Origin of the sequence: Acetoanaerobium sticklandii, assembly GCF_000196455.1 — a bacterium.
GTDB classification, from domain to species: Bacteria; Bacillota; Clostridia; order Peptostreptococcales; family Filifactoraceae; genus Acetoanaerobium; species Acetoanaerobium sticklandii.
Genome location: NC_014614.1, coordinates 1,504,511 through 1,529,204 on the forward strand (window position 1 = coordinate 1,504,511; position 24,694 = coordinate 1,529,204).

Below are 24,694 nucleotides of genomic sequence, written 5' to 3' on the forward strand. Positions count from 1 at the left end.
TATTTTTATTGTAATTATAGTAATTGGTTATGCGCCATACCTACTACATCATCAATATCAATATCCTTATTATTTTCACAACTAGCTTTAAAATGTACTAAAAACTCAATATTTCCTTTAGGTCCAGTAATAGGTGAGTAAGCTAGATTTTGCGCTTCAAGCCCAATCCCTTGAGCGAACATCAATATTTCTTGTATGACTCTTTTATGGACTGAAGCATCTTTTACTACTCCATTTTTTTTAACTTCTTCTCTTCCTGCTTCAAACTGGGGTTTTATTAAAGCTATAATATCAAATTGTTCTTTTGATATTATCTTCACTAAGACAGGTAGAATTATTTTTAGTGAAATAAAAGATACATCTATACTTGCAAAATTAACATTTTCATTTTCAAATAAATTAGTGTCTATATATCTAAAATTAGTCCTTTCCATACAAACTACTCTAGAGTCATTTCTAAGTTTCCAATCTAGCTGACCATAACCTACATCAATCGAATAGACTTTTTGCGCTCCATTTTGAAGCATACAATCCGTAAATCCTCCCGTTGAAGCACCTATATCTATACACACCTTGTTTTTTAAGTCGATGTCAAAATCAGCAATAGCTTTTTCAAGCTTTAATCCACCTCTGCTTACATACTTCAATGCTTCAGATTTTAGATTTATATTTGCATCTTCATCTATTAAAGTTCCAGCCTTATCACAAACTAAATTATTTACATATACATTTCCAGCCATTATATTTCGCTTTGCTTTTTCTCTAGTCAAACATATATTTTTTTCAACTAATAATATATCTAATCTTTTTTTCATGAAATTTCCTCATAACCTTCATTATATCTTATGCACTCAATTATATTTTTGTGTATAGTATTATTGTCTAATCCATATTTTGATAGCAATATTTCAGTGTTCCCATGTTCAATAAACTCATCTGGTAATGAAAAAGACTTAAATTTTCCTATATATCCACTATCGAAAAGCTTTTGTTTTAACTTTGAGCTAAAACCACCTGAATAAACATGATCTTCAAGTGAAAATATATAGTCCATCGTTTCTGATAATTTTTGAATACTTAAATCATCCATCGGCTTTATGCATCTAGCATTTACTACAGCAATTTTAATTCCTAATAAAGCCATGCTTTCTCTTATTTTTATAGCAGTTTCTACCATTTTACCAATAGCCACAATTGCTATTTTGGTTTCTTCATAAATCCATTCCCACTTCATTAATCTTGAATCTCTAACATGGCTACTCAGATTCACAGCTTTGCCTCTTGGATATCTTATAGCAAGAGGATGATTATATGAATGCGAAAACTCTATCATATCTTGAAGCTCTATTAAATCTCGAGGCGACATAATTGTGAGATTAGGTATAGTCGAAAGAAAGCCAATATCAAAAACCCCATGATGAGTTTCTCCATCTTCTCCCACTAATCCTGCTCTATCAATCAATAATGTAACAGGCAAATCTTGCAAAGCCACATCGTGTAAAATTTGATCATAGGCCCTTTGCAAAAATGTCGAATAAACTACAAAATATGGCTTTATCCCAGAGGTTGCTAGTCCAGCAGCCAAAGTCACAGCATGCTCTTCAGCAATCCCTACATCAATCACTCGTTTAGAATGTTTTTCAAATAATATATCAAGTCCAGTACCACTGATCATAGCCGCTGTAATAGCAACGCTTTTTGAATCTCTTTCAAAAATACTATTTAGTGTATTTCCTGCTACACTTGAATATGTAAGCTGAGAACTTGAGATTACTCCCTTTGCTATATCAAATTTGCTTACACCATGATAGTCACTTGGATTATCTTGTGCATATTTATACCCTTTTCCTTTCGTAGTTAAAACATGAAGAATTTTAGGTCCTTCTATATTATTTAACTCCTTCAAAGCATGTACAATTGATTTATAATCATGTCCATCTACTGGACCAAAATATTTTATACCCATTTCCTCAAAGAAAGCTCCTGGCATTACCATATGCTTCAAGCTATCTTTAATCCTCACTGCAGCATTTGTAGCCTTTACTCCTACAACAGGTACAGAGCTAATAAAATTAATCATGTTTTTAGAGAATTTTCTATAAGCTTTTGTCATTCTTATATTGTAAAGAGAATTTGATAATCCTCCAACATTCTCACATATAGACATATCATTATCATTTAAAATAACTAACATATCAGTATTTGTACTGCCAAGATGGTTTAGCCCCTCTAAAGCTAGCCCGCCTGTTAGCGCTCCATCCCCTATTACTGAAACTACTTTAAATTTATCTTTACAAAAATCTCTTCCTAGTGCAATTCCAAGTCCAGCTGAAATAGAGGTAGAACTGTGGCCAGTTTCAAAACAATCGTGTACACTTTCTTTTCTTTTAGGAAATCCACTTAGACCCTCATATTGCCTTAAGGTTGAGAATTTTTCTTTTCTCCCAGTAAGTAACTTATGGACATATGATTGGTGCCCTACATCAAATACTATCTTATCTTTAGTTGTATCATATACACTGTGAAGAGCAAGCGTCAACTCAACTACACCTAGGTTAGATGCTAAATGTCCACCTGTTTTTGAAACAGATTTTATCAAAAATTTGCGTATCTCTTTTGCTAGCTCATCCATTTCAATTAAAGATAATCTCTTTAAATCACTAGGCTTATTTATATTATCAAGATATTTATACATAGTTACTCTCTCTTTCATAACTTTTAAATTAAACTACTAAATGTGCAATCAAAATACCTAAGATAGCCCCAGCAAATACTTCTATCGGTGTATGTCCAATCAGTTCTTTTAATCTCTCTTCATTTAGAGGATCTTTTCTATGTTTTTGAAAATCATCAATAATTGCATTTAGTATTTGAGCTTGTTTTCCTACTGATCGTCTTACTCCCGCAGCATCATACATTACTACAAGTGCAAGGACTAGCGAAAGTGCAAACTCAGAAGATTCGTATCCAGAAACTAAACCTACTGCAGTTGCTAAGCTAGTAACAAATGAAGTATGAGAACTAGGCATACCTCCTGACCCAACAAATCTAGAAGCATCGAATCTGTTTTCAAAAAAATAGGTGAGTACAACCTTAATCAATTGAGCTATAAACCAAGCTAAAAAACAAGCTATAAAAACTTGATTATGAATTATTCCATTAAAAAAATTCAAGATTTACCTCCTATTTTTTTCTACAAATTATATAATCCGCTAATTCTACGAAAAATGTTTTTTCTCTAGGTTCAAATACATTTAAGCTTTCAATAGCATTTGTTATCGTATTTTTAGCATATTCCTTCGATTTCTCTAATCCAAAATATTTAGGATAGGTTGCTTTATCATTTAGCTCATCACTGCCAATTTTTTTCCCTAATTCGGCTTCATTTCCTTCTATATCAAGTATGTCATCAGTAATTTGAAATGCTAAGCCAATATATTTCGCATAAGTCTTTAGAGCAGCTATCCTTGTATCATCTGCGTCTGACATGACGGCTGCTGCAACAATTGAGGCTTCAATTAAAGCACCTGTTTTATTGCTGTGTATAAATTTCATTGTGTCAATATCAATACTTTTTCCTTCAGACTCTATATCAACCGCTTGACCTGCAATCATTCCATTAATCCCTGCAGCTTTTGAAATTATATTTATCCCATTTATATTATTCTTAGTCAATTTTTTTGATACAAAAGCTATCATAATTTCATGAGCTAAATTTAAAAGCCCATCTCCAGCTAATATGGCAGTAGCTTCGCCAAATACCACATGATTCGTCGGCTTTCCTCTTCGAAGCGAATCATTATCCATGGCTGGCAAATCATCGTGAATCAAGGAGTAGGTGTGAATCATCTCTATAGCACATGCTATTTCTATAAAATCAAAAGGATTTTTATTTAATAATTTTATAGTTTCCAAAAATAGAATTGGCCTTAACCTTTTTCCACCTGCTTGTACACTATATTTCATTGATTCAATTAATTTTTTTTCGTAAATAACATTTATAGATAAAAGTTCATCCATATACTTTTCTACAATTTGCTTATCAAATTCCATTAATTCCTTGAAATTCATGTCTTAGATGCCTCCATCACAATTATCGTCATTAAGTACTTTAATTTTTAACTCTGCACTATTTATTATATCATGACATTGCTTATATATTCGAATACCTTCTTCATATTTTTTTAGACTTTCTTCAAGATTGAGGGAGTTACTTTCTAATTCCTTGGTTATAGTTTCCAACTGTTTCATTAAACTTTCTAAGGAGTCCTTATTTTTTTTCATTTTTTCTATCCTCATTTCTTACTGATATGATTTTTGCTGTAGCTATTCCATCGCTAAGTTTTATATTTACAATATCATCAACTGAAATCTGATTAATAGTAGTTATTATAGCTTTATCCTTATCGATAATAGCATAGCCTTTGTTTATTATTTCTATAGGATTTAAACTACTCAGCTTGTCTCCAAATTTTTCAATTGAATTTTTCTCTTTATTAACCGATTTATATATTGAATAATCTAATCTAATTTTCATATTAAATATATCTTTCCTATTATTGGCAAGTTTATAACTAAAATTTGATTTTTCAAGAATAGAAACAATATTCCCCAAATTAATTTTATGAAACTCAAGCTTTCTGTTTAGAGAGTAGTCTATCTTTTCCTTTAATTGCATTATATAGGTTTCAATATGATTTATATCCGGTAGAAAGTTCTCTATTGCTGAAGATGGTGTTGATGCTCTAGCATCAGCTACAAAATCTGAGATTACAAAATCTATTTCGTGTCCAATTGCAGAAATAATTGGCTTTTTTGATTCAAAAATACTTTTTGCTATCATTTCATTATTAAAGATACTCAATTCATCATAAGACCCTCCACCTCGCGTCAAAATGATCAACTCAATATCTTCTATATTATTTAACATATTTATACCTTCAACTATATTTATTACAGCTTCTTGTCCTTGCATTTTTGCATTATATATTACTATTTCAATTATTGGATATCTCTTTTGTGCCAATTTAATAATATCTTTTATCGCTGCTCCTGAAATAGAAGTTACTATACCTATTTTTTGAGGATGTTTGGGAAGTGGTTTTTTATTTGATTTATCAAAATAGCCTTCTTCCTCTAACGCTTTTTTTATTTTCTCAAATTCCAGATAAGAATCTCCTAATCCAATCGAATTAAATTTCTTCACAATTATTGAGTATGTTCCATTTTTTTCATAAATATTTAACTTTCCCTCAACCACTAATTTATCTCCATCTGAAATTGTAACTTTATTTTCAGAAAAATAAATGCAATTAATTTTTGAATTTTCGTCCTTCAAAGAAAAAAATATATATCCATATTGTGTCTGTTTTAAATTAAATACCTCTCCAGATACTGAAAAATTATGCAGGAGAGGATTAGAATTTATTATTTTAGATATATAATTGTTTAATTCAGTAACTGACAAAGTTTTAATTTTCATTGTAATTTCCTTTCATATATTCATTCGCTGCAAAGGCGCAACCTAATGCATTATCACTTGAGATATAACTAGGAGCAAAATGAATAGTTGTGTTAATGAAAGTATCATTGTTTAAAATATATTCTCTTAAAACTTTACTAGATGCTACACCACCAAAAAAAATAATGCTACTGTCTATGTAACAATTCATTTTTTTTATGCCTTGAACTAAAGTTTCTCCTATTATATCTATTGCTAGCTTAGAAATTACTTCGTTACTATAGATATCAATATATTTTTTTAATTTAGTTTCTATCCCTGAAAAATGAAATCCATATTCTTTAAGACTTATATTTAAATTAATTCTCTTTTTTATCTCAGATAGCTCTTTTACATTTGACACATTCGAGGCTAAGTCATCTATATATTTACCACCTGGAAATGAATATCCCATAGAAACAGCAAGTCTATCAAGAAGCTGCCCAGCGCTTATGTCCATTGTAGCAGAAATAATATCCGTGGAGTATTTATAATCATGTTTACTGCATTTAAGTATCTCGGTAGTTCCACCCGATAAGTGAACTCCCAAAAAATTATCTTGATTTAAATTCAAATGATTGTAAACCGCAGAAATATGATTTTCTTGATGAGAGTAAGGAATATATTTCGCTCCTACCAAATTGGCAATTAGAAGGCCTATGGAATCACTAACCATAAAAACAGGCATATAGGAGCCTTTTACATCTCTAGGCTTTTGAGATGCGCATACAGCCAAAATTTCTATATTTTGTTTATCTACAATAGTTGTAAAATTTTTTATATGCTTAAATATAGCATCAGATTGTCTAAGCCCTTTTTCCCCAGCTTTAACATCAAGCAAAATAGTTTTATTAAAAATTATATTTTTATTCATATCAACTGCAGCAATTGAGGTGCTATAACAACTTGTATCCAAACCTAAATAAACTTTAGTTTTCATTTTTGACAATTTTCCCCAAAAGTCCATTGACAAATTTATATGAATTTTCATCTCCGTATTTCTTTGCTAAATCTATTGCTTCATTAATGGAAACCTTATCTGGTATATCACTAAGATATAAAATTTCAGTTATTGCAACTCTTAAAATACTTAAATCCACTTTAGCAATTCTCTTGATATCCCATGAAGTACTAGATTTTTGAATTATATCATCAATATTATCTCTATTTAATAAGAAGTTATCAAACACTTCCTTCAGGTAGTTATCCTTTAAAGCAACTAATTCATTTTCTGCCAAAAAATTTTTATAAAACTTATGTTCAAAAGTCTTTTGAATATCCATTTCATAAAACAGCTTTACAGCCGCTTCTCTAAGCTCTTTTCTTTTCATTTTTCCTCCTATATTATCAAATAGAAAATACCCTCAAAATAGAGGGTTGTTTATTTTGTTTCTATATTTTTTTCATGCTTAGTTGTAACCCCTTGTATATACACATTTACCAATGTTACTTCTAGTCCAGTCATAGTTTCAACTGTTGTCTTTACATTGTCCTGAATTTTTTTTGCAATATCTGGTATCACGCTTCCGTATTCAACATGTACAAATACATCTATCTCTGCTTTATCTTCAGCCACTTGCACTTTTACACCTTTTGAATGATTTTTTTTGCCTAAAATTTCGCTAATATTTCCAGTGATGCTCCCACTCATTTGCGCTACGCCTTCAACTTCTGTTGCAGCTAAACTTGCTATTATCGATATAACATCTTCAGATATTTTTACTTGACCAATATTTTTACTATTCATATTTTATACCTCCAAAAATGTTCTTAAAAATAGATTATCTATATTTTAAATTATATCATTGTTTACGTGTTTTTTTGCATAATCTTTTATTGTAGTTAAAGAATTACTATCATGAAATTTTACTGCTTGCTTAATAGCATTCTTTATAGCCTTAGCTTTTGAACTTCCATGAGCTTTTATTATTATTCCATCTATTCCTAAAAGCGGAACACCGCCTTGTTCATCCGCATCTAACTCTTTCTTCATATTATACAAAGATTTTTTTAGCATCAAAGCTGCAAACTTTGTTTTAATATTTTCAAACATAACTTTTTTTAACATGTCAAAAAATCTTGATGCAATTCCTTCTGTCAGTTTTATAATTATATTACCTGTAAATCCATCACAAACAATGACATCTACATTAGAAGTTGGTATTTCTCTAGCTTCAATATTACCAACAAAATTATAATCGGCGTTCGCTTTCATTAATTCAAAAGCAGTTTTATATAGTTCGTTGCCTTTTCCTTCTTCTGAGCCTATGTTTACTAATGCTACCTTAGGATTTTTTCTTCCGAGTATATTTTGTGCATAAATAGAACCCATCATTGCAAATTCGTCTAAATTTTTAGGTTTGCAATCTGCATTTGCTCCTACGTCCATAATCAAGCTTCCGCCATTTTCGTTTGGAAAAACTCCTGTTAGTGCTGGTCGATCAATACCTTTTATTCTCCCAACTACAAACAATCCTCCAGCTAATATTGCTCCTGTACTGCCTGCTGAAACAAAAGCATCTACTTCATTATTTTTAAGCATATTAAGTCCAACTACAATGGATGATTTTTTTTTCGTTCTAACTGCTTTTACAGGTTTTTCATCAAAGGTTATAGTTTCATCACAATGAACTACTGTCATTTTTGAACTTACAGCTTCATCCTTAGGCATAATTTCCTGAATTTGAGCTGAATCTCCAAGCAAAATTATCTCAACATTAAGCTCTTTAATCGCTTCTATTGCACCATCAATATTTGATTTTGGAGCATTATCTCCACCCATGACATCCAACGCAATTTTCATACCATTATCACTCCTTTTTATGCAAAATAATTTCCCCTCTTAGAATATAATCTACTTTTGAGAGAAAAATAAGATCCTTTTATATCAAGCAATACAATCTATTATGGTAAAAAAAAAGCATGTAGTTTTCTACATGCCTCTTTTATTTAGCTACTACTTCTTTTCCTTTGTAATGTCCACATTCCGGACATACTCTATGAGATAATTTTGGTTCATGACACTGAGGACATTCAACTAGACCATTTGCTGTTATCTGCATATTTGCTGCTCTTCTTGAACGAGTAGCTGACTTAGCCGTTTTTCTCTTTGGTACTGCCATTTAGTGCACCTCCTTCATTATTTTTTTAAAAGATCCTTTAGTATTTGCATTCTCGGATCTATATTCTCATCCATAATGTTACAACTGCAAGTCGTGGTATTTAAATCGGCTCCACAATTCTTGCAAAGGCCTTTGCAGTCAGATTTACATAACAACTTAGAAGGAGCGTAATCTATTAGAGCCATATCTAAAATATGTTCCAAATCAAGCATATCTTCTTGCGTTAAAATTACATCTTCATCTTCTTGCATAATTTCATCGTTGGAAAGTACTCCACTGATAGAAACAGAGTGGTGAACTATCATGTCTTTTAAACATCTAGAACAATTCTCTTTTATAAATACACTGACATTAAAATCAGCATAAACTTCAGAAGAATCTTTATATATTTTTCCAACTATATGAGGAAACTCTGAAAATTGAAAATCGATATACCCCAAATCTCTTTTTAAGATTGGAAGTGTCGTATCTATTTCTTTATTTCTTTGAGAACTCATTCTAAAATCTTTTATTGATATCATAACCATTCACCTCAATAATCAACAAGGCTTATTATACAAATTCATTGCAAATTTGTCAAGTAAAATTACTTGATAGAAGCAGGTGACAAAAGCCCCCTGCTTCAAAATTAAAATCATATTAGATTGATTTTACTATTTCTAAAGTGTCTCTAGCTATCATTAATTCTTCATTTGTAGGAACTACTAAAACAGATATTTTTGATGAAGGCTTAGAAACTACTTTTTCTTCTCCGCGCATATCGTTTTCTTTAGCATCTATTTCTATGCCAATGCCTTCCATTCCACCACAAATCGCTAATCTAGCAGAAGATGAATTTTCTCCTAATCCTGCAGTGAAAACTATAGCATCAACGCTTCCCATTTCTGCCATATAAGCTCCAATGTATTTTTTAACTTTTTTATAATAAGTTTCTAGTGCTATTTTAGCATTTTCATTTCCTTTTTCTGCTTCAGTTTCAATATCTCTAAAATCAGAGCTTACTTTTGAAATTCCTAAAACACCAGATTTTTTATTCATTACATCATTGATTTGTGCTGTGCTTAAATTTTCTTTTTCCATTAGGAAAGTAACCATCGCTGGATCAATATCTCCACATCTAGTTCCCATGATAAGTCCTTCAAGCGGTGTAAAGCCCATAGAAGTATCTACAGAATGGCCTTTTTCAACTGCTGTAACACTTGCTCCATTTCCTAGGTGGCAAGTAATTATATTGATATCTTCAAGATTCTTATTTAGGATTTCTGCAGTTTTTTGAGCTACATATTTATGAGATGTTCCATGGAAACCGTATCTTCTAACTTTATATTTTTCATAATACTCATATGGTAATCCATATAGATATGAAGACTTTGGCATAGTTTGGTGGAAAGCTGTATCAAAAACTGCAACCATAGGTACATTAGGAAGAATTTCTTGACATGCATTTATACCAATTAAATTTGGTGGGTTATGTAGTGGTGCTAATTCAATACAATCTTCAATTGCTTTTTTAACATGCTCATCAATTAGAGCTGAATGCGAGAAAGCTTCTCCGCCGTGAACAACTCTGTGTCCAACTGCTGCTATTTCTTTTAAATCCTTGATTGCGCCGTATTCTGAGTTCATAAGTGCTTCTAAAACTAATTGTAAAGCAATCTTATGGTCATGCATAGGTTGTTCAATTGATACTTTGTCTTTTCCTGTAGTTTGGTGCTTTAATATAGATCCTTCAATACCAATTCTTTCAACTAACCCTTTTGCTAATACTTCTTCAGATGTCATATCAATAAATTGATACTTTAATGAAGAACTACCACAGTTAATAACAAGTACATTCATGCTTCTTCCCCCTATTTTTTTATTATATTATAACATAATTATTCATCAATAATTTTTGGCGGGAGTATGTAGGAATCGAACCTACCTAAGAGGCTCCTAACCCCTCAAACTGGTTTTGAAGACCAGAGGACACACCAGCACCCATCTACTCCCATTCAAACACTATTGAATTATATCATATTTTTATCAAATTTAAATAGAAAATTTAAATTTTAGTTATTTTTATTAAAAATAGTTTGAGAATATAGATTCATTGGAAGCTTTATAGTAAATATACTGCCTATATTTTCTATACTTTTTATGTCAATTTCACCCTGATGCATATCAATAATTTTTTTAGTAATATATAAACCCAGACCACTTCCTCCTGTAGTTCTACTTCTATCTTTTTTTACTCTATAAAATCTCTCAAAGATCCTATTTATTTCACTTTGAGATATTCCAATTCCTTCATCTCTAACGCTAATACATGCTCTGTTTCTTTCTTGATATAGGGTTACTTCTATCTTGGAATCGTTCTCGCTATACTTAATAGCATTCTCAATTATATTGGAAACTGCTCTATCTATTTTCGTTGGGTCAATATAAATCTGCAAATTAGAAAGAGCTACAAACTCTATCGTTATATTTTTTTTAAATGCTATTGGCTGTAATCGTTTAACTATGCTTTCACATAAATAATTTAGATATGAAAGCCTTAGTTTAACTATATAGCTGTTAGGATCTAAATCAACAGACTGCATCATATCAGTTATTATATTATCCATTCTATCAATTTCGTTTACGATATCCGAAAAAAATTCCTTATAAATATCCACTTCATCATTTTGAGAATATTGTATACTCTGAGATAATATCTTGATAGTGCTAAGTGGCGTTCTAAGCTCGTGAGATATATCATATATAAAGGAATCTTTCTGCTTTTCCAAGGTTTCAACTCTTGCTGATATCATGTTAAGCTGAGTATCCATTTCCGTATGCTTGTTTTCATCCAAAGATTTTTTTTCATATCTTCCATTTGCAATATTTGACATTACACTTAGCAAATCATTTAAATATATTCTATTGATAAAATAATTATATGAAGTGAGCGAAAGAAACAGTATAACTATAAAAATTATCGCTGAATACATCAACTGCTTTTGACTAGTAAATGTATACAATAAATACAAAGTTAATATATAAGATAGTATTATATTGATGATGATGCTATTCTTTTTTAAATTGGAAATAATATCCTTCACCCCATTTTGTCATAATATGAACGGGATTCGAGGAGTTATCTTCTATTTTTTCTCTTAATTTTCTAATATGCACATCAACTGTTCTCAAATCCCCAAAATGTTCATACTTCCATACCTTCTCGAGCAATGCCTCTCTCGAAAAAACCTTATTAGGATTATCCATTAATAAAAACAACAAATCAAATTCCTTCGAGGTCAAATTTATTTCCTCAGAGTTTCTAGTTACTTTTCTGTCTAAATAGTTTAAAGTAATATCCCCTAAATGTTTTTGAGCAACTATTTTTTTCGATTTTTCCATTCTCCTCAGTATTGCATTAACTCTAGCCTTTAACTCCATTATGTTAAATGGTTTTGTTATATAGTCGTCTGCACCTATTTCTAGACCTTTGATTTTGCTAATGTCTTCTCCTTTAGCGCTTAAAATTATGATTGGAACATCAGAGGTTTCTCTGACTTTTTTGCATACTTCAAATCCATCTATAATTGGCAGCATCAAATCCAAAAGTATAATGTCATAATCCTTTGATTTAATATTTTCAAGCGCATCATTTCCATCAAATGATGTATCAATTATATGACCTCCTTGTTCAAGTGAAAACTTCAGCCCTTTTACTATCAAAGGCTCATCGTCAACGACAAGGATATTTGCCATGAACTCACCTCTTAGTTTCTATCATATGATATTCTAACTTCACCGCTTCGCTTTGTGAATTTTATTCTATCAAAATATTCCATTATAGCTATTAAATATTTCCTGCTTAATTCTGTCTCATCTTTTAAATCCTTTATACTTACTTCTCCATTTTTATCCAAATATTTTTTAACTATACTCTGATATTTTTCAATAAGTAGCTTGTCATAAAACAAATCATCACTTAGTTTAATTAGTGATTTACCAATAAGGTAATGAATCATTTCAAGACTTTCTAAACTATTGCCAATAACCTTATCCGTTTGAAAAGGCGTTTTATTATTAATATAGTAGCTCTCAATTTCATTTTTTAATGCTAGTGCTTTATCATCAAAACAAACTTCAAAGCCGTAACTTGAAACATATTTATCATTCATACTAACTATATTTTTGCTCTCCAGAAAGTTCATTAGAGCATCGAATTCTTTAGGTTTTAATTTAAATGTTATTTTAGTTCTTAACTCTTCTTTACTAGCTCCAGCTCTAAATGGGAATTTGCTGTGATAATACTTAAGTTGTTTTTGAATTTGGCCAACTATAGTATCTAAGCCTTTTGTATCTATAAGAAGACCAGCAACTTCTATGAGCTCTTCATTTTCAAGCATTAAATGAATTTCATTTTCTATCTTAGATGCTTCGTCTCCTAACTCCTTAATTAATATTTCCTTGTTAACTAATACTGATTTACTTTGAATTAATTGTAATATTCTATCTGAAAGTGTACCTTTTTCCTTCAAACTCAGTTTTTCAACTATATTTAAAGTATTAATAGTGTGCTTCTCAGGGTCAGAATCTAGGATTATGCCTCCTCCAATAGTTTCAAGAGGAGAATAGAACCTTAATATTATATGGTCTTTTTCCTTACAAGACACTTCCTCTTCTAACCTTAATTGAACATACCCAGATTTCCCTTTTGCAAGTACATCAGATTCTAAAGGAACCACTCTAGCTAGAATTTCTCTAGCTCCATGATAGACTCTGACTCTGTCCCAATGTTCTAAGTCCTTTGATATGTCATTTAGCATAGTAATTTTTACATCTAGCATCATTGAGACAGAAAGATTTTGATTAGAGGATAAAATATCTCCTCTTTGTACATCATCTAAAGAAATATTACTTAGATTGACTGCTACTCTTTGTCCCGCATAAGCAATATCTGTTTTTTGAGAATGCACTTGCAAACCCCTTACTCTACTTTCAATTTTTTTAGGATATAGATACACCAAATCATCAACTCTTAAAATGCCTTCAATTAAAGTCCCTGTTACTACGCTTCCAAAACCTTTAATAGAAAAAATTCTATCTACAAACAATCTAGGTGCAACATTCAAGTTTTTAGGCTCAAATTCTTCAGTTAGCTTATCTATTTTGCTAATTAATAAATCAATTCCTCTTTTCGATATAGAATCTACTGGAATTATTTCAGCATCTTCTAAAAATGATGATTTTACATGAGCCCTTAAATCATCTTTTACCATTTCTAAAAATTCATCATCCACTTTGTCAGCTTTAGTTAATACTATTATTCCTTTTTTTATACCAATCAAATTTAATATATCTAGGTGTTCCTTAGTTTGAGGCATAACACCTTCTTCAGCAGATACTACAAGTAGAATGATATCCATGCCCGCAACACCAGCCAGCATATTTTTTAAAAATTTTTCATGACCTGGCACATCAATTATTCCAGCAGTTTTATTAGGATTAATTTTAAAGCTTGTAAAACCTAGGTCTATAGAAATCCCTCGCTTTTTTTCTTCTTTAAGTCTATCGGTATCTACTCCAGTCAAAGCTTTTATTAAAGTTGTTTTTCCATGGTCTATATGTCCCGCTGTTCCAATTATTATATTATTCATTTTTATACCTCTTATAACAATATTTGCTTTAGGGCAGCTGATATTTTTTCAAAATCATCTTCAAATAACGTTCTTACATCTAATATCAGCATATCATTTTGGATTCTAGATATGATATGATATTTCCCTTTTCTCAAATCCTCTTCTAGCTTTGCTACACTTATTTTTAATGGCTTCAAGCATACAGCATAGCTATCTATATATTCATTTGGAAGTGAGCCTCCTCCTACCTGAGCCTTGGTTTCATTAATCGTTACTTCTGCTATTCCATCAAAATTAATATCTTCTAATAAAACATTATACAGTTCTTGGGCTTTTAGTTTTAATTCATCTATCGGTTTAGACATCATATCAAGTATAGGAATAGAATTGTATGGCAGTTCAAACTTATCATATTCTAATAAGGTATGGTAAAGAAGAGATATCATAACTTTATCAATTCTAAGCGCTCTTAGAAGCTGGTTTTTCTTAATTTTTTGAATATATTCTTTCTTCCCTACAATAATTCCAGCTTGAGGACCTCCAAGTAGCTTATCTCCACTGAATGAAACTATATCTGCCCCCTGATTAATAGAATCTTGAACTGTTGGTTCATAAGGCATATTCAATTTTCTTAAATCAATCAAAACTCCACTGCCAATATCCTCCACAACAGGTATATTATATTTCTCCCCTATTGCTTTAATCTGTTTGATTTCTAAACTTTGGGTGAAGCCCATTATTTTAAAATTGCTTGTATGTATCTTCATAAGTAGTGCAGTGTCATCAGTTATCGCATTTTCATAATCATAAGCATGAGTTTTATTGGTTGTTCCTACTTCAACTAGTTTACTTCCACTTTGCTCCATAACAGAAGGAACTCTAAATGACCCTCCAATTTCAACAAGCTCTCCTCTTGAAACAATCACTTCTTTATTTTTAGCAAAGGTTGATAATATAAGCAAAACAGCAGCAGCATTATTATTAACAACAACAGCATCTTCTGCTCCTGTAAGCCTACATAATATATCTCTTAGATAGTCATGTCTAGATCCCCTTTTACCTGTCTCAATATCAAATTCCAGATTGGAATAGTTTTCAATCGTCTCTAGCGCTGATCTAGTAACGTATCTTGACAAAGGAGCTCTTCCTAAGTTCGTATGCAGTATTACACCAGTTGCATTAATTGTTTTTTGTAATTTTTTATTTTCATATTGCTTTAACTGTTGTTCAAATCTTAATAATATTTTTTCAAGTTCAAGCTCTTCCACCATTTTTATTCTATCATTAAGTACGTCATCCCTTAGTGCTGATAAAGTGTTCCTTATCAATATAGCTGTTTGATTGTGTCCATTTATACTTATGCTATCTACAGCAATTGAGCTTTGAAGCAATTTATCAATGGATGGTAAATTTCTCATAAGAATATTTTTATCTATGCTTTTATTCATTATTCTACTCCAGTACTATATATTTATCTTTCTTACTTGTTACTCTACCTATTATTTCGCATTTTATTGCTTGAGTTGAATTTAAAATTTTCATATACTCTATAGCTTCACTCTCCGGCAAGCTTACCAAAAGTCCTCCTGATGTCTGAGGATCATATAAAATGTCACATAGAATAGATGACTTAAATTTATCATTTTGATATATAACCTCATGCTCAAAGTATTCTCTGTTGTTGTACATTCCAGCTGGAATAATTCCCATTTTCGCATAATCAAAGGCACCATCAATGACTGGAATAGTTTTTGTTTCAATAACAATAGTAGTATTTGAACCTTTAGCCATTTCCACAAGATGTCCTATAAGCCCAAATCCTGTTATATCTGTTACAGCATGCACTTTTAGCTTCTCAAAAGGTATAGCTGCATACATATTTAAGTAACTCATTATTTTAACTACTTCTTCATAATGAGATTTTTCTATAATATCTCCTTTAATAGCCGTATTTAGTATACCGCTTCCTAAAGGTTTAGTTAAAACTAGTAGGTCTCCCTCTTTTGCTCCAGCATTCGTAAGTACATTTTTAGGATTTGTCATTCCTGTAACAGAAAGACCATATTTCGGTTCATCATCTTCAACAGAATGACCTCCCACTAAAATAGCTCCAGATTCTGCTACCTTCTCATATCCACCTCTTAAGATTTCACCTAGAATCTCCATATCTAAGCAGTTTGGGAAGCAAACAATATTCATAGCTAAGATTGGCTTGCCTCCCATAGCATAAATATCGGATAATGAATTTGCCGCAGCTATACTCCCAAAAAGATATGGATCATCAACTACAGGAGTAAAGAAGTCCAGAGTTTGTATTAATGCCTTGTCATTATCTATTTTATAAACAGCTGCATCATCAGAATGCTCATAGCCTACGATTAAATTTTCATGGTATTTTTGTGGAATTTTTTCTAATGCTTTTGCCAAATCCTTTGGCCCTATTTTAGCTGCTCAGCCAGCTGATTTTGTTAATTGAGTCAATTTTACACTTTTCATTGTTCTCTCACTTTCTTAACAATATTCAAACTTATACGTTTATAATATATCATAAACTCCATATAAAATAACACCCCATAAATGGGGTGTCTGGATTTTATATTAATTTTCTAGCTTCTTCAATTGCTTTATCATAATTTGGATGGTCAGTTGCTTCTTTTACATATTCCACATATGTTACTTTATTATTTTTATCTATAACCACTATTCCTCTTGCTAATAATCTAAGCTCTTCAATAACAAACCCGTAATTTAAACCAAATGATAAATCCTTATAATCCGAATACACTTTGACTTTATCTATGCCTTTTCCTACGCAGAATCTTTTCTGAGCAAATGGTAAATCGACACTTATAGTTATTATTTTTACATCTCCTAATTCTGAAGCTGTTTCATTAAAATGAGTAGTTTGAAATTCGCATACTGAAGTATCTAGAGATGGTACTACACTAATTATTTTTACACTAGCTGGCTCACTACTAAAAACAAATGGATTTAAATCATTGTCTACTACTGTAAAATCTGGAGCATTATCTCCCACTTTTATTTCGTTTCCCAGTAAAGTTATAGGATTGCCTTTCATTGTTACTATATTTTGTCTTTTATTCATTATAATCTTCCCTTCTTTGATAATATGATTAAATGCTTAAATTATCACACTAAATCTTATATACCCAAATAATCAATATTAAACTTATAAAAGTTACATAGATTAACTAAAGTAAAAATTTATAATACGAATTGAAGTTTTAGTTTATATTTAAGAGTAAAAAAGCTACTAATCTATTGTTACCTTATCTTTAATATCAGAAAATTTTTTATCTCCGATTCCAGATACATCATTAAGCTGATTAATTGAAGTAAATTTGCCTAGTTCATCTCTTTTATCCAATATTCTCTGCCCCAGGACGTCTCCAACACCGGGAAGTGTTTTTAATAACTCAATATCTGCAGAATTTATATTTACAAGGTTAGACGATGAATTCATCTGGTTTAAATTTGTGACATTAAGTACATTCGTATCTCCTATTGCAGGAATTATATAGTGTCCTTCCTCTTCTAATACTAGAGCTAGGTTTACAGCATTTAAGTCAGCTTTTTCCGTAAGGCCTCCACATATTTCTACTGCATCTATTAATCTTTTTCCTTTTTCTATTTCAACAACTCTTTGATTTAAAACTTCTCCGCTTACAAAAACAGTTACATTGCTGTTTTCCTCTTGCTCATAATTTTCTTCTTCAGTATCATCAGCTATAGATTCATCTTGCATTATAGAGCTATCAGTATCTCCAATGATGTATTCCTTGCTATTGGCATTAAGGTTTATAACCATAACTGTAAGTAAAGTAAATACTAAAATAATAGTTATTAAAAGATATTTATTTTTGTTCTTCATAATAATCTCCCTTTTAATATTCTTATAGTTAAACATTTCTTCATAAAATCAAAAACTCCTTTATTTTTTAAATTTTTTCTCTAGTTCTAGAATCAAATTATCATAGTATGTTATACTAAATTCTAGTAATTGTTATTGGAGGTATTTAATGAAAACTAAATTATGCTTTGTTTATGGAATTATTACTATATTATTTCTCAACTTATTTATTAGCTCTAGCTTCGCATCTCCCATTGAGCCTGATATATCAGCTGAAGCAGCAATATTAATTGAGATAGATAGCGGAGAAATTCTCTACGAAAAAAATGCTAATGCTCCAATGTATCCAGCATCAACTACAAAAATAATGACAGCACTCTTAGCTCTTGAACATTTAAATTTAGAAGATAAAATTACAGTCCCTGAAGATATGGGGCCAGCAGATGGAAGCGCTATGTATCTGCTCCCTGGAGAAGTATTCACTGTTAGAGAACTCTTAGATGGCTTATTAGTTAAATCAGCAAATGATGCTGCAGTCCTTTTAGCCAGAACTATATCAGGTGATATTCAAAGCTTTGCAACTTTGATGAACCAAAGGGCAAAAGATATCGGCTGTGCTAATACAAGCTTTGCAAACCCTAATGGTCTTCATGACCCTAGCCATACAATAAGCGCACATGATATGGCTTTAATAGCTAGAGAAGCTATGAAAAATGCTACTTTTAGAGAGCTTGTATCACAAGTAAATGTAACTCTTAATGAAACGCCTCAAACCCCAGAAAAAAGATATTTTAGAAATACAAACAGGTTTTTATGGTCTACGAGTAAAATAATCTATAACAACGAATACATACCAATAAAATATGAGGTAGTTGACGGTATTAAAACCGGCTATACAGGAGAAGCTGGCAATTGTTTAGTTTCAAGTGGGAAGAAAAATGATATTAGAGTAATTTCTGTAGTGTTTAAAGCTTCCGGATACGATGTTTACAGAGATTCTAGACTTTTACTTGATTATGGCTTTGATAATTTTGAGAAAAAAACTCTTATAAAAAAGGATACTGTGCTCGGGAGTCAGCCTATAAACTACTCCTCTCAAGGAAGCTTGGAATATGGTACTAAAGAAAATTTTGTGGTTCCTTATCTTAAGTCTAGTTTACCAGTATATAACACTAAAATTATGTTAAATGATTTAAAACTACCTATTTCTAAGGGAGATATTGTTGGAAAACTAGTTATTAGTAATGATAAATCTACAAACGAACTTACTCTTTTTGCCCTTAACAATGTCGAGTCTATATTTAATTTCAACTTTATTAAACAGATATTTACATATAATTCTTCAAGTATACTAAAATATTTAGGTTATTCATTATCAAGCTTATTTGTTCTATTTATTGGATTTAGATATTATGTTTATTGCAAGAGAAAAAAAAGATTAAAAAGAAAATCTTATCGTAAACTATATTAAGGCTTTTAATTTCTGCGTTTTTTTGGTTTAATATATATAAGCACAATATTTAAAAAATTTAACCAATTTTACAAGGAGGTAATTCCAATGGTAAAATTATTAATCGGTGAGGCTGGTAGTGGTAAAACAAAAGCAATGATTCAAATGGCAAATGAATCGATTGAGTTAGTAAAAGGCGAATTAGTTTATATTGAATCAAGCAGTAAGCATATGCATCAACTTCATCGAGATATTCGATTTATCTCCACTCAAGATTTTAATCTTGATACTTTTTCTTCAATTTATGGCTTTATTTGTGGCTTGGTCAGCGAGAATTACGATATTGAAAAAATCTTTATCGACGGTCTAGATAAGATAATTAATCCTTTGTCTGCTGATTTAATATCGTTTATTGACGGTATTGATAAATTATCAGATAAACATGAGTTTGAAATTATCATTTCAGCTAGCATTTATGACCAAGCTGTTTTAGAAAAAGTTCAAAAATATTCTCATAACTATGAAAAGGTAAGTTTATAATTTTAAAAATAAAAACACTTCAAATTAGAAGTGTTTTTATTTTTTCTTTTTTAGTTATGAAGGTTATTAAATATTTTTTTAATTAAATATTTTCGAACATAAGGTACAACCCGTAGCTGTTGCAGCAACTCCTCCAAGAGCAGTTTCTCTAAGTTCTACCGGCATGCTTCTTCCTACTTTATACATAGATTCTACAACCTCATCAAAAGGAATTATACTATCGATACCTGCTAAAGTCATCTCCGCACTAATAAGAGAATTTGTAGCTCCAATAGCATTTCTTTTCTGGCAAGGTGCTTCAACTAAGCCTGCAATTGGGTCGCATATTAATCCCATAATATTCTTGATACATATTGCTGCAGCATCTAGACACTGCTTTGGTGTACCACCCATAAGTTCACAAACTGCAGCAGATGCCATCGCTGCAGCACTTCCTGTTTCAGCTTGGCAACCTCCTTCGGCCCCAGCAACAGTTGCATTCATAGTTACAACCATTCCTATTCCAGCAGCTGTAAATAGAGCTTTTGTCATCTGTTCATCAGTAAAACCATGAGCTTCTTGAATTGCAGTTAAAACTCCAGGTATAATACCACACGAACCAGCTGTTGGTGCCGCTACTATCAGACCCATTGAAGCATTTACTTCTAACACTCCCATTGCGTATGCCATAGCTTTCGACGTTGTAAGTCCGCTTATATTTTTATTGTTTTCAATTTGCTTAATAAGTTTTTTTGCTTCTCCACCTATTAATCCACCCATAGATTTTATATCTTCTGTTAAAGATTTGTGAACTGCATTCTTCATAATAATAAATGACTTATGCATTTGAGCAAAGACTTCATCTTCTGTTTTACTATAGTTATTCATTTCAAGCTTAATCATAATATCAGAAATCATTAGATTTTCTTTGCTACATAAATCCAATAATTCTTTTCCATTATTAAATTTCATACAATCTCTCCTCTTTAAAAAATACTACATTATATAGAAATTAAAAAAGTATCAATTATATACTCATGTTCCTTCAATTTAAGTAATATATCTTCAGATACCTTTTCATCAAGTTCAAGCATAGTAAAAGCTTTTTCTCCCAAAGATTCTCTGAACAGGCTCATAAAAGCTATATTAATATTATTTTCACTTAAAACTTTTGTTATATGAGCAACTACTCCTGGTTTATCAATTTGTTGAACCATTATAGTAGCATATTCTCCAGTAAATTTAACATCTATACCATTTATTTGTCTTACTAATACACTGCCTCCTCCAATTGATTCTCCAACCAAACTCATAGAAGCGTTCTCACCTAGAATATCAATTCTAACTGTATTTGGATGCATCTCAGGTGTAGTTTCTCCTTCAACGAAAGAATATTTCAAATTATTTTTATCTGCTATCTCAAATGAATTTCTAATTCTGTCATCGTCAGTATCAAAACCCATTATTCCACCTAGTAAGGCTCTATCAGTACCATGCCCTTTATAGGTTTTTGCAAATGAACCATAAAGAGTAAATTTCACTTCTTTAATTGTTCCTTTAAATATTTTATAGGCAATTAGAGAAATTCTCAAAGCTCCAGCTGTATGGGAGCTAGATGGTCCTATCATAATAGGTCCTATAATATCAAATACACTTATTTTTTTCATAAAACACCTCTGAAATATATTTTAATTAATTATTCGACTATATAGCTTCTACAGTAATCTCTTCTGCATCTTTCCATAGTCTTTCCAAATTATAAAACTGTCTATCCTCTGTTTTAAATACGTGTATAATGTAATCTCCATAATCTAAAAGTATCCAGTTCGAGCTAGAAGTTCCTTCTTTAGCTCTTACGAAAATATCATGCTCTTCAAGTTCCTTTTCAATGTTATCAGTTATTGATTTAACCTGTCTTTCATTTGATGCACTTGTAATAATGAAATAATCTGCAAGCGATGAAATATTACCAATTTTTAATATTTTTATATCTTCACCTTGCTTATCATCAATTGCCTTGTAAACTAATTTTATGCTTTCCTCAATATTCATTTAATTCCTCCTCTAAAAATCTTTTCCAATTACAATCAATACATCTGGCTCTATATTTTGATATTTTTCAGCTTTCTGTACTATTTTACCTTTGCCTAAAATCTTTTTGACTGTATTAGCTAATTTTTTATTGTCCTTATAATAAATTATAGTCTCATCATATGAAAATTTATCAGCATTTCCAGTTTTTGATATAGTAAAATCTTCAATCTTCAAAAGATCAGATGCACGTGTAGCAACTCCATTTTTACCAGACCCGTTTAAAATAATAATCTGAGCATCTTTTTCATTAACAACAGGTGTTTCTAGTGCTTGATTTGAATTCGTACTTGAATCAGAATTATTTTCTTCAGTACTATTTTCATCTAAAATTTCTGGATAATTTCCTGACATTAGAAATTCCAAATCACTTTTTAAAGTTTCTTCATCTATTTTGTAGTAAGAAATTCCATTAATTGTAGCAGCATCACCTGGCACAACAGATTTTTGAATTTCAGCAGGTTTTATTTTCAAACCTTCTTTCGCTAAATCAAGCATATCTTTTTTGCTCATATCAGTATCTACATACATAAACAAAGTTTCTATGTACTGAGGAACTCTAATTATCGATGCAGGTGACATAACTTTTTCTAGTACGGCTTGTATGAACTCTTGCTGAGCATTAATTCTTCCTAAATCTTGGTTCGCATATCCTTTTCTAAAACGTAAATACTCCATAGATTTTTGTCCATCTAATATTTGTCTTCCCTTTTTTAAATCTATTTTAAGTGGTGGTGTGGCATAAGGGTCAGAATATTTCATATTCATAGGAACATCAATCTCAACTCCCCCTATATCATCTATCGTTTTAAATAAGGCTTGGTAGTCCACTCTAACATAGTGATGAATCGGAATCTGAAGCAAATCCTTTGTTGTTTTTAAAGCTAAATCCACGCCTCCATAAGCATGAGCGTGATTTATTTTATCCATACCCTGTCTTCCTCTAATCTTAACCCTGCTGTCTCGCGGAATCGATAAAATAAACGCTGTGCTAGTCTTCGGGTCAATACTTAGTAGCATCATAGTATCTGTTCTTGAAGTATTCGCTTCATACTTACCGTTAAGAGCATCAATTCCCAGCATAAGAATATTTACTCTTTCCTTTTTTACTTTTGTATCCAATTCTTCAGTTTTAACTGCAGCTTCTATAGTTTTATCAACTTCATCTTTTTCGAAATAGAAGTAAAATCCAGCTCCAAATACTAAGGTAAATATCATAAAAAAGCTTATAAAAATCTTTAGAAAATGTTTCACACACAGACTCCTTTCTCATTTAGAATACTTAAAAGATAATTTCTTGCTTCAACTGTCCTAGTATGAACAATTTTATTTTCGTCAATTAGATGTATAATTGTTCCATTAAAGGCAGTATATAAAGCTAAATTATAATCTATATCTACTAAGTTTCTTATTTTATCTACACCAGGATAGTCTCTATTTTTTTCGATATAGTCTGCCAAACAAATTAATTTTTCAAGCTCGCTCATTTTTTTTCTTCCTGTAGTATGGAACTCAATTGCATTTAACACATCATTATCATTAACATTGTAATTGTTTTGAGCTATATGTCTTGCAATTTTACCATGCATTAGCTCTTTATTGCCATACTCAATATCATCAAAGTCTAATTTATTAGCTTTAGAAAATTCAAGCATATTCTTCTTGCTCATCCCTTTAGCATAATCGTGAAATATTGCTGCTAGCCTTGCTCTTTCTTTTGAAACTGAAAATTTTTCAGCTAACTCATCTGCAGAATCGATTACTCCTAATATATGTATGTACCTTTTTTCGCTTACATTCTTTTTTAGCTCTATCATTATATCTTCCATATATCACCTAGCTCTATAAAGATTGTGCTTATAAATATATCTCTCTACTTGATTGTCCACCATGTAAGTTATACTTTTATTATTGTATATATTTTGTCTTATTTCAGTAGATGAGATATCAATAACAGGAGTTTCAAAAAAATCTACTTTATCAAGAAAATCTTCAGTCAAATTGATTAAATTTCCTGCACTTTGAGTAGTTCTTGATACAACTACAAATCTTGTATATTCAGGGAGCAGTTCATAATCTTTCCACGTATGAATGGTTTCAATAGTATCATAACCTACTATAAAATATATCTCGCTATCTAAGTAAACAGTTTTAAGTTGTTTTAATGTATCTATGGTATAAGTATTGCCTTTTCTATCTATTTCTATTAATGATGAAAAAAAATAATCATTGCTTGCGATAGCTAGATTAACCATATTATATCTATGAATTGCTTCTGAGACATTTAGCCCATCTTTGTGTGGTGGTTGTCCAGAAGGGATGAATAATACTTTATCCAAATTGTACTTAATTCTAACTTGTTCAGCTATAAATAAATGTCCATTATGAATAGGATCAAAGGTTCCACCCATAATACCTATTTTTTTATTTTTCATCTGATTGCTCCTGTTTCATCAATATAATCTATACTAACCTATATATTATACATTAATTATCTTATTTTACCAACCTTTACTCCTAGAATAAGGA

At 30.9% G+C, this 24,694-nt stretch carries 28 protein-coding genes and 1 tRNA gene; 2 read left to right on the forward strand and 27 right to left on the reverse strand.

Going from position 1 to position 24,694, the window contains the following annotated elements:
* Positions 1–14: 14 nt before the first annotated feature.
* The 21 genes from CLOST_RS06865 to CLOST_RS06965 form a co-directional block, all read right to left on the reverse strand.
* Positions 15–815: a TlyA family RNA methyltransferase gene (locus CLOST_RS06865; RefSeq protein WP_013361555.1), complete on the reverse strand. Its 801-nt coding sequence runs from the start codon at positions 813–815 to the stop codon at positions 15–17.
* Entirely contained in the window at positions 812–2,695 is a 1,884-nt protein-coding gene (gene dxs, locus CLOST_RS06870; RefSeq protein WP_013361556.1) for a 1-deoxy-D-xylulose-5-phosphate synthase, read from the reverse strand. The genes CLOST_RS06865 and dxs overlap by 4 nt, the downstream gene beginning before the upstream one ends.
* A gap of 28 nt (positions 2,696–2,723) precedes the next feature.
* Positions 2,724–3,173 (reverse strand): divergent PAP2 family protein, encoded by a 450-nt coding sequence (locus CLOST_RS06875; RefSeq protein ID WP_013361557.1) that lies wholly within the window; start codon positions 3,171–3,173, stop codon positions 2,724–2,726.
* A gap of 10 nt (positions 3,174–3,183) precedes the next feature.
* Positions 3,184–4,071: a polyprenyl synthetase family protein gene (locus CLOST_RS06880; RefSeq protein ID WP_013361558.1), complete on the reverse strand. Its 888-nt coding sequence runs from the start codon at positions 4,069–4,071 to the stop codon at positions 3,184–3,186.
* Positions 4,072–4,074: 3 nt separating this feature from the next.
* Positions 4,075–4,251, reverse strand: a complete 177-nt coding sequence (gene xseB / locus CLOST_RS06885; RefSeq protein WP_197532980.1) for an exodeoxyribonuclease VII small subunit — start codon at positions 4,249–4,251, stop codon at positions 4,075–4,077.
* Between the two features lie 19 nt (positions 4,252–4,270).
* Entirely contained in the window at positions 4,271–5,482 is a 1,212-nt protein-coding gene (gene xseA / locus CLOST_RS06890) for an exodeoxyribonuclease VII large subunit (RefSeq protein ID WP_013361560.1), read from the reverse strand.
* Positions 5,472–6,374, reverse strand: coding sequence for a tRNA (adenosine(37)-N6)-threonylcarbamoyltransferase complex transferase subunit TsaD (locus CLOST_RS06895; RefSeq protein ID WP_162091641.1), 903 nt, complete (start codon positions 6,372–6,374; stop codon positions 5,472–5,474). The genes xseA and CLOST_RS06895 overlap by 11 nt, the downstream gene beginning before the upstream one ends.
* Before the next feature lie 55 nt (positions 6,375–6,429).
* Positions 6,430–6,831, reverse strand: coding sequence for a transcription antitermination factor NusB (gene nusB, locus CLOST_RS06900; RefSeq protein ID WP_013361562.1), 402 nt, complete (start codon positions 6,829–6,831; stop codon positions 6,430–6,432).
* A 50-nt stretch (positions 6,832–6,881) separates the two neighbouring features.
* Positions 6,882–7,247 (reverse strand): Asp23/Gls24 family envelope stress response protein, encoded by a 366-nt coding sequence (locus CLOST_RS06905; RefSeq protein WP_013361563.1) that lies wholly within the window; start codon positions 7,245–7,247, stop codon positions 6,882–6,884.
* A gap of 45 nt (positions 7,248–7,292) precedes the next feature.
* On the reverse strand, positions 7,293–8,303 hold the full coding sequence (gene plsX / locus CLOST_RS06910) for a phosphate acyltransferase PlsX (protein ID WP_013361564.1): 1,011 nt from the start codon (positions 8,301–8,303) through the stop codon (positions 7,293–7,295).
* A gap of 142 nt (positions 8,304–8,445) precedes the next feature.
* Positions 8,446–8,622, reverse strand: coding sequence for a 50S ribosomal protein L32 (gene rpmF / locus CLOST_RS06915; RefSeq protein ID WP_013361565.1), 177 nt, complete (start codon positions 8,620–8,622; stop codon positions 8,446–8,448).
* Between the two features lie 17 nt (positions 8,623–8,639).
* Entirely contained in the window at positions 8,640–9,143 is a 504-nt protein-coding gene (locus CLOST_RS06920) for a YceD family protein (protein WP_013361566.1), read from the reverse strand.
* 118 nt (positions 9,144–9,261) lie between these two features.
* The gene (locus CLOST_RS06925; RefSeq protein ID WP_013361567.1) at positions 9,262–10,461 is read right to left on the reverse strand and encodes an acetate/propionate family kinase; all 1,200 of its coding nucleotides are present in this window, start codon (positions 10,459–10,461) and stop codon (positions 9,262–9,264) included.
* 56 nt (positions 10,462–10,517) lie between these two features.
* Positions 10,518–10,614: transfer RNA gene (locus CLOST_RS06930), tRNA-Sec, on the reverse strand.
* A gap of 59 nt (positions 10,615–10,673) precedes the next feature.
* Complete coding sequence (locus CLOST_RS06935; RefSeq protein WP_162091642.1) at positions 10,674–11,495, reverse strand: sensor histidine kinase; 822 nt, start codon at positions 11,493–11,495, stop codon at positions 10,674–10,676.
* A 175-nt stretch (positions 11,496–11,670) separates the two neighbouring features.
* Positions 11,671–12,357 carry a response regulator transcription factor gene (locus CLOST_RS06940; RefSeq protein WP_013361569.1) on the reverse strand — a complete coding sequence of 229 codons (687 nt, stop codon included), beginning with the start codon at positions 12,355–12,357 and terminating at the stop codon, positions 11,671–11,673.
* Between the two features lie 11 nt (positions 12,358–12,368).
* Positions 12,369–14,252 (reverse strand): selenocysteine-specific translation elongation factor, encoded by a 1,884-nt coding sequence (selB, locus tag CLOST_RS06945; RefSeq protein WP_013361570.1) that lies wholly within the window; start codon positions 14,250–14,252, stop codon positions 12,369–12,371.
* Positions 14,253–14,263: 11 nt separating this feature from the next.
* Positions 14,264–15,682, reverse strand: coding sequence for an L-seryl-tRNA(Sec) selenium transferase (gene selA, locus CLOST_RS06950; RefSeq protein WP_013361571.1), 1,419 nt, complete (start codon positions 15,680–15,682; stop codon positions 14,264–14,266).
* Positions 15,683–15,686: 4 nt separating this feature from the next.
* Entirely contained in the window at positions 15,687–16,730 is a 1,044-nt protein-coding gene (gene selD, locus CLOST_RS06955; RefSeq protein ID WP_081455094.1) for a selenide, water dikinase SelD, read from the reverse strand.
* Between the two features lie 97 nt (positions 16,731–16,827).
* Positions 16,828–17,340: a thiol peroxidase gene (gene tpx, locus CLOST_RS06960; protein WP_013361573.1), complete on the reverse strand. Its 513-nt coding sequence runs from the start codon at positions 17,338–17,340 to the stop codon at positions 16,828–16,830.
* A 168-nt stretch (positions 17,341–17,508) separates the two neighbouring features.
* Entirely contained in the window at positions 17,509–18,126 is a 618-nt protein-coding gene (locus CLOST_RS06965) for a helix-hairpin-helix domain-containing protein (RefSeq protein ID WP_013361574.1), read from the reverse strand.
* A gap of 148 nt (positions 18,127–18,274) precedes the next feature.
* Here CLOST_RS06965 and CLOST_RS06970 point away from each other — a divergent pair, with 148 nt between their 5' ends.
* The gene (locus CLOST_RS06970) at positions 18,275–19,576 is read left to right on the forward strand and encodes a D-alanyl-D-alanine carboxypeptidase family protein (protein ID WP_013361575.1); all 1,302 of its coding nucleotides are present in this window, start codon (positions 18,275–18,277) and stop codon (positions 19,574–19,576) included.
* Positions 19,577–19,663: 87 nt separating this feature from the next.
* Positions 19,664–20,095 (forward strand): hypothetical protein, encoded by a 432-nt coding sequence (locus CLOST_RS06975; protein WP_013361576.1) that lies wholly within the window; start codon positions 19,664–19,666, stop codon positions 20,093–20,095.
* 78 nt (positions 20,096–20,173) lie between these two features.
* On the opposite strand, the gene sdaAA is transcribed toward CLOST_RS06975, so the two are convergent.
* Genes sdaAA through nadD form a run of 6 tightly spaced genes read right to left on the reverse strand, consistent with a single transcriptional unit; the run spans position 20,174 to position 24,600 of the window.
* Positions 20,174–21,046, reverse strand: coding sequence for an L-serine ammonia-lyase, iron-sulfur-dependent, subunit alpha (sdaAA, locus tag CLOST_RS06980; protein ID WP_013361577.1), 873 nt, complete (start codon positions 21,044–21,046; stop codon positions 20,174–20,176).
* 29 nt (positions 21,047–21,075) lie between these two features.
* Positions 21,076–21,741, reverse strand: a complete 666-nt coding sequence (gene sdaAB, locus CLOST_RS06985; RefSeq protein WP_013361578.1) for an L-serine ammonia-lyase, iron-sulfur-dependent subunit beta — start codon at positions 21,739–21,741, stop codon at positions 21,076–21,078.
* Between the two features lie 37 nt (positions 21,742–21,778).
* The gene (rsfS, locus tag CLOST_RS06990) at positions 21,779–22,126 is read right to left on the reverse strand and encodes a ribosome silencing factor (RefSeq protein ID WP_013361579.1); all 348 of its coding nucleotides are present in this window, start codon (positions 22,124–22,126) and stop codon (positions 21,779–21,781) included.
* A gap of 12 nt (positions 22,127–22,138) precedes the next feature.
* The gene (locus CLOST_RS06995; protein ID WP_013361580.1) at positions 22,139–23,419 is read right to left on the reverse strand and encodes an LCP family protein; all 1,281 of its coding nucleotides are present in this window, start codon (positions 23,417–23,419) and stop codon (positions 22,139–22,141) included.
* Positions 23,416–23,994 (reverse strand): bis(5'-nucleosyl)-tetraphosphatase (symmetrical) YqeK, encoded by a 579-nt coding sequence (gene yqeK / locus CLOST_RS07000; RefSeq protein WP_013361581.1) that lies wholly within the window; start codon positions 23,992–23,994, stop codon positions 23,416–23,418. The genes CLOST_RS06995 and yqeK overlap by 4 nt, the downstream gene beginning before the upstream one ends.
* 3 nt (positions 23,995–23,997) lie before the next feature.
* Positions 23,998–24,600, reverse strand: a complete 603-nt coding sequence (gene nadD, locus CLOST_RS07005) for a nicotinate-nucleotide adenylyltransferase (RefSeq protein WP_013361582.1) — start codon at positions 24,598–24,600, stop codon at positions 23,998–24,000.
* Positions 24,601–24,694 lie beyond the last annotated feature (94 nt).

Bases quoted from the DNA above. Each gene is read 5' to 3' on its own strand.
- CLOST_RS06865 (WP_013361555.1), bottom strand. From the start codon at position 815: ATGAAAAAAAGATTAGATATATTATTAGTTGAAAAAAATATATGTTTG.
- dxs (WP_013361556.1), bottom strand. From the start codon at position 2,695: ATGTATAAATATCTTGATAATATAAATAAGCCTAGTGATTTAAAGAGA.
- CLOST_RS06880 (WP_013361558.1), bottom strand. From the start codon at position 4,071: ATGAATTTCAAGGAATTAATGGAATTTGATAAGCAAATTGTAGAAAAG.
- xseB (WP_197532980.1), bottom strand. From the start codon at position 4,251: ATGAAACAGTTGGAAACTATAACCAAGGAATTAGAAAGTAACTCCCTC.
- xseA (WP_013361560.1), bottom strand. From the start codon at position 5,482: ATGAAAATTAAAACTTTGTCAGTTACTGAATTAAACAATTATATATCT.
- CLOST_RS06895 (WP_162091641.1), bottom strand. From the start codon at position 6,374: ATGAATAAAAATATAATTTTTAATAAAACTATTTTGCTTGATGTTAAA.
- nusB (WP_013361562.1), bottom strand. From the start codon at position 6,831: ATGAAAAGAAAAGAGCTTAGAGAAGCGGCTGTAAAGCTGTTTTATGAA.
- CLOST_RS06905 (WP_013361563.1), bottom strand. From the start codon at position 7,247: ATGAATAGTAAAAATATTGGTCAAGTAAAAATATCTGAAGATGTTATA.
- plsX (WP_013361564.1), bottom strand. From the start codon at position 8,303: ATGAAAATTGCGTTGGATGTCATGGGTGGAGATAATGCTCCAAAATCA.
- rpmF (WP_013361565.1), bottom strand. From the start codon at position 8,622: ATGGCAGTACCAAAGAGAAAAACGGCTAAGTCAGCTACTCGTTCAAGA.
- CLOST_RS06920 (WP_013361566.1), bottom strand. From the start codon at position 9,143: ATGATATCAATAAAAGATTTTAGAATGAGTTCTCAAAGAAATAAAGAA.
- CLOST_RS06925 (WP_013361567.1), bottom strand. From the start codon at position 10,461: ATGAATGTACTTGTTATTAACTGTGGTAGTTCTTCATTAAAGTATCAA.
- CLOST_RS06935 (WP_162091642.1), bottom strand. From the start codon at position 11,495: ATGTCAAATATTGCAAATGGAAGATATGAAAAAAAATCTTTGGATGAA.
- CLOST_RS06940 (WP_013361569.1), bottom strand. From the start codon at position 12,357: ATGGCAAATATCCTTGTCGTTGACGATGAGCCTTTGATAGTAAAAGGG.
- selB (WP_013361570.1), bottom strand. From the start codon at position 14,252: ATGAATAATATAATAATTGGAACAGCGGGACATATAGACCATGGAAAA.
- selA (WP_013361571.1), bottom strand. From the start codon at position 15,682: ATGAATAAAAGCATAGATAAAAATATTCTTATGAGAAATTTACCATCC.
- tpx (WP_013361573.1), bottom strand. From the start codon at position 17,340: ATGAATAAAAGACAAAATATAGTAACAATGAAAGGCAATCCTATAACT.
- CLOST_RS06965 (WP_013361574.1), bottom strand. From the start codon at position 18,126: ATGAAGAACAAAAATAAATATCTTTTAATAACTATTATTTTAGTATTT.
- CLOST_RS06970 (WP_013361575.1), top strand. From the start codon at position 18,275: ATGAAAACTAAATTATGCTTTGTTTATGGAATTATTACTATATTATTT.
- CLOST_RS06975 (WP_013361576.1), top strand. From the start codon at position 19,664: ATGGTAAAATTATTAATCGGTGAGGCTGGTAGTGGTAAAACAAAAGCA.
- sdaAA (WP_013361577.1), bottom strand. From the start codon at position 21,046: ATGAAATTTAATAATGGAAAAGAATTATTGGATTTATGTAGCAAAGAA.
- sdaAB (WP_013361578.1), bottom strand. From the start codon at position 21,741: ATGAAAAAAATAAGTGTATTTGATATTATAGGACCTATTATGATAGGA.
- rsfS (WP_013361579.1), bottom strand. From the start codon at position 22,126: ATGAATATTGAGGAAAGCATAAAATTAGTTTACAAGGCAATTGATGAT.
- yqeK (WP_013361581.1), bottom strand. From the start codon at position 23,994: ATGGAAGATATAATGATAGAGCTAAAAAAGAATGTAAGCGAAAAAAGG.
- nadD (WP_013361582.1), bottom strand. From the start codon at position 24,600: ATGAAAAATAAAAAAATAGGTATTATGGGTGGAACCTTTGATCCTATT.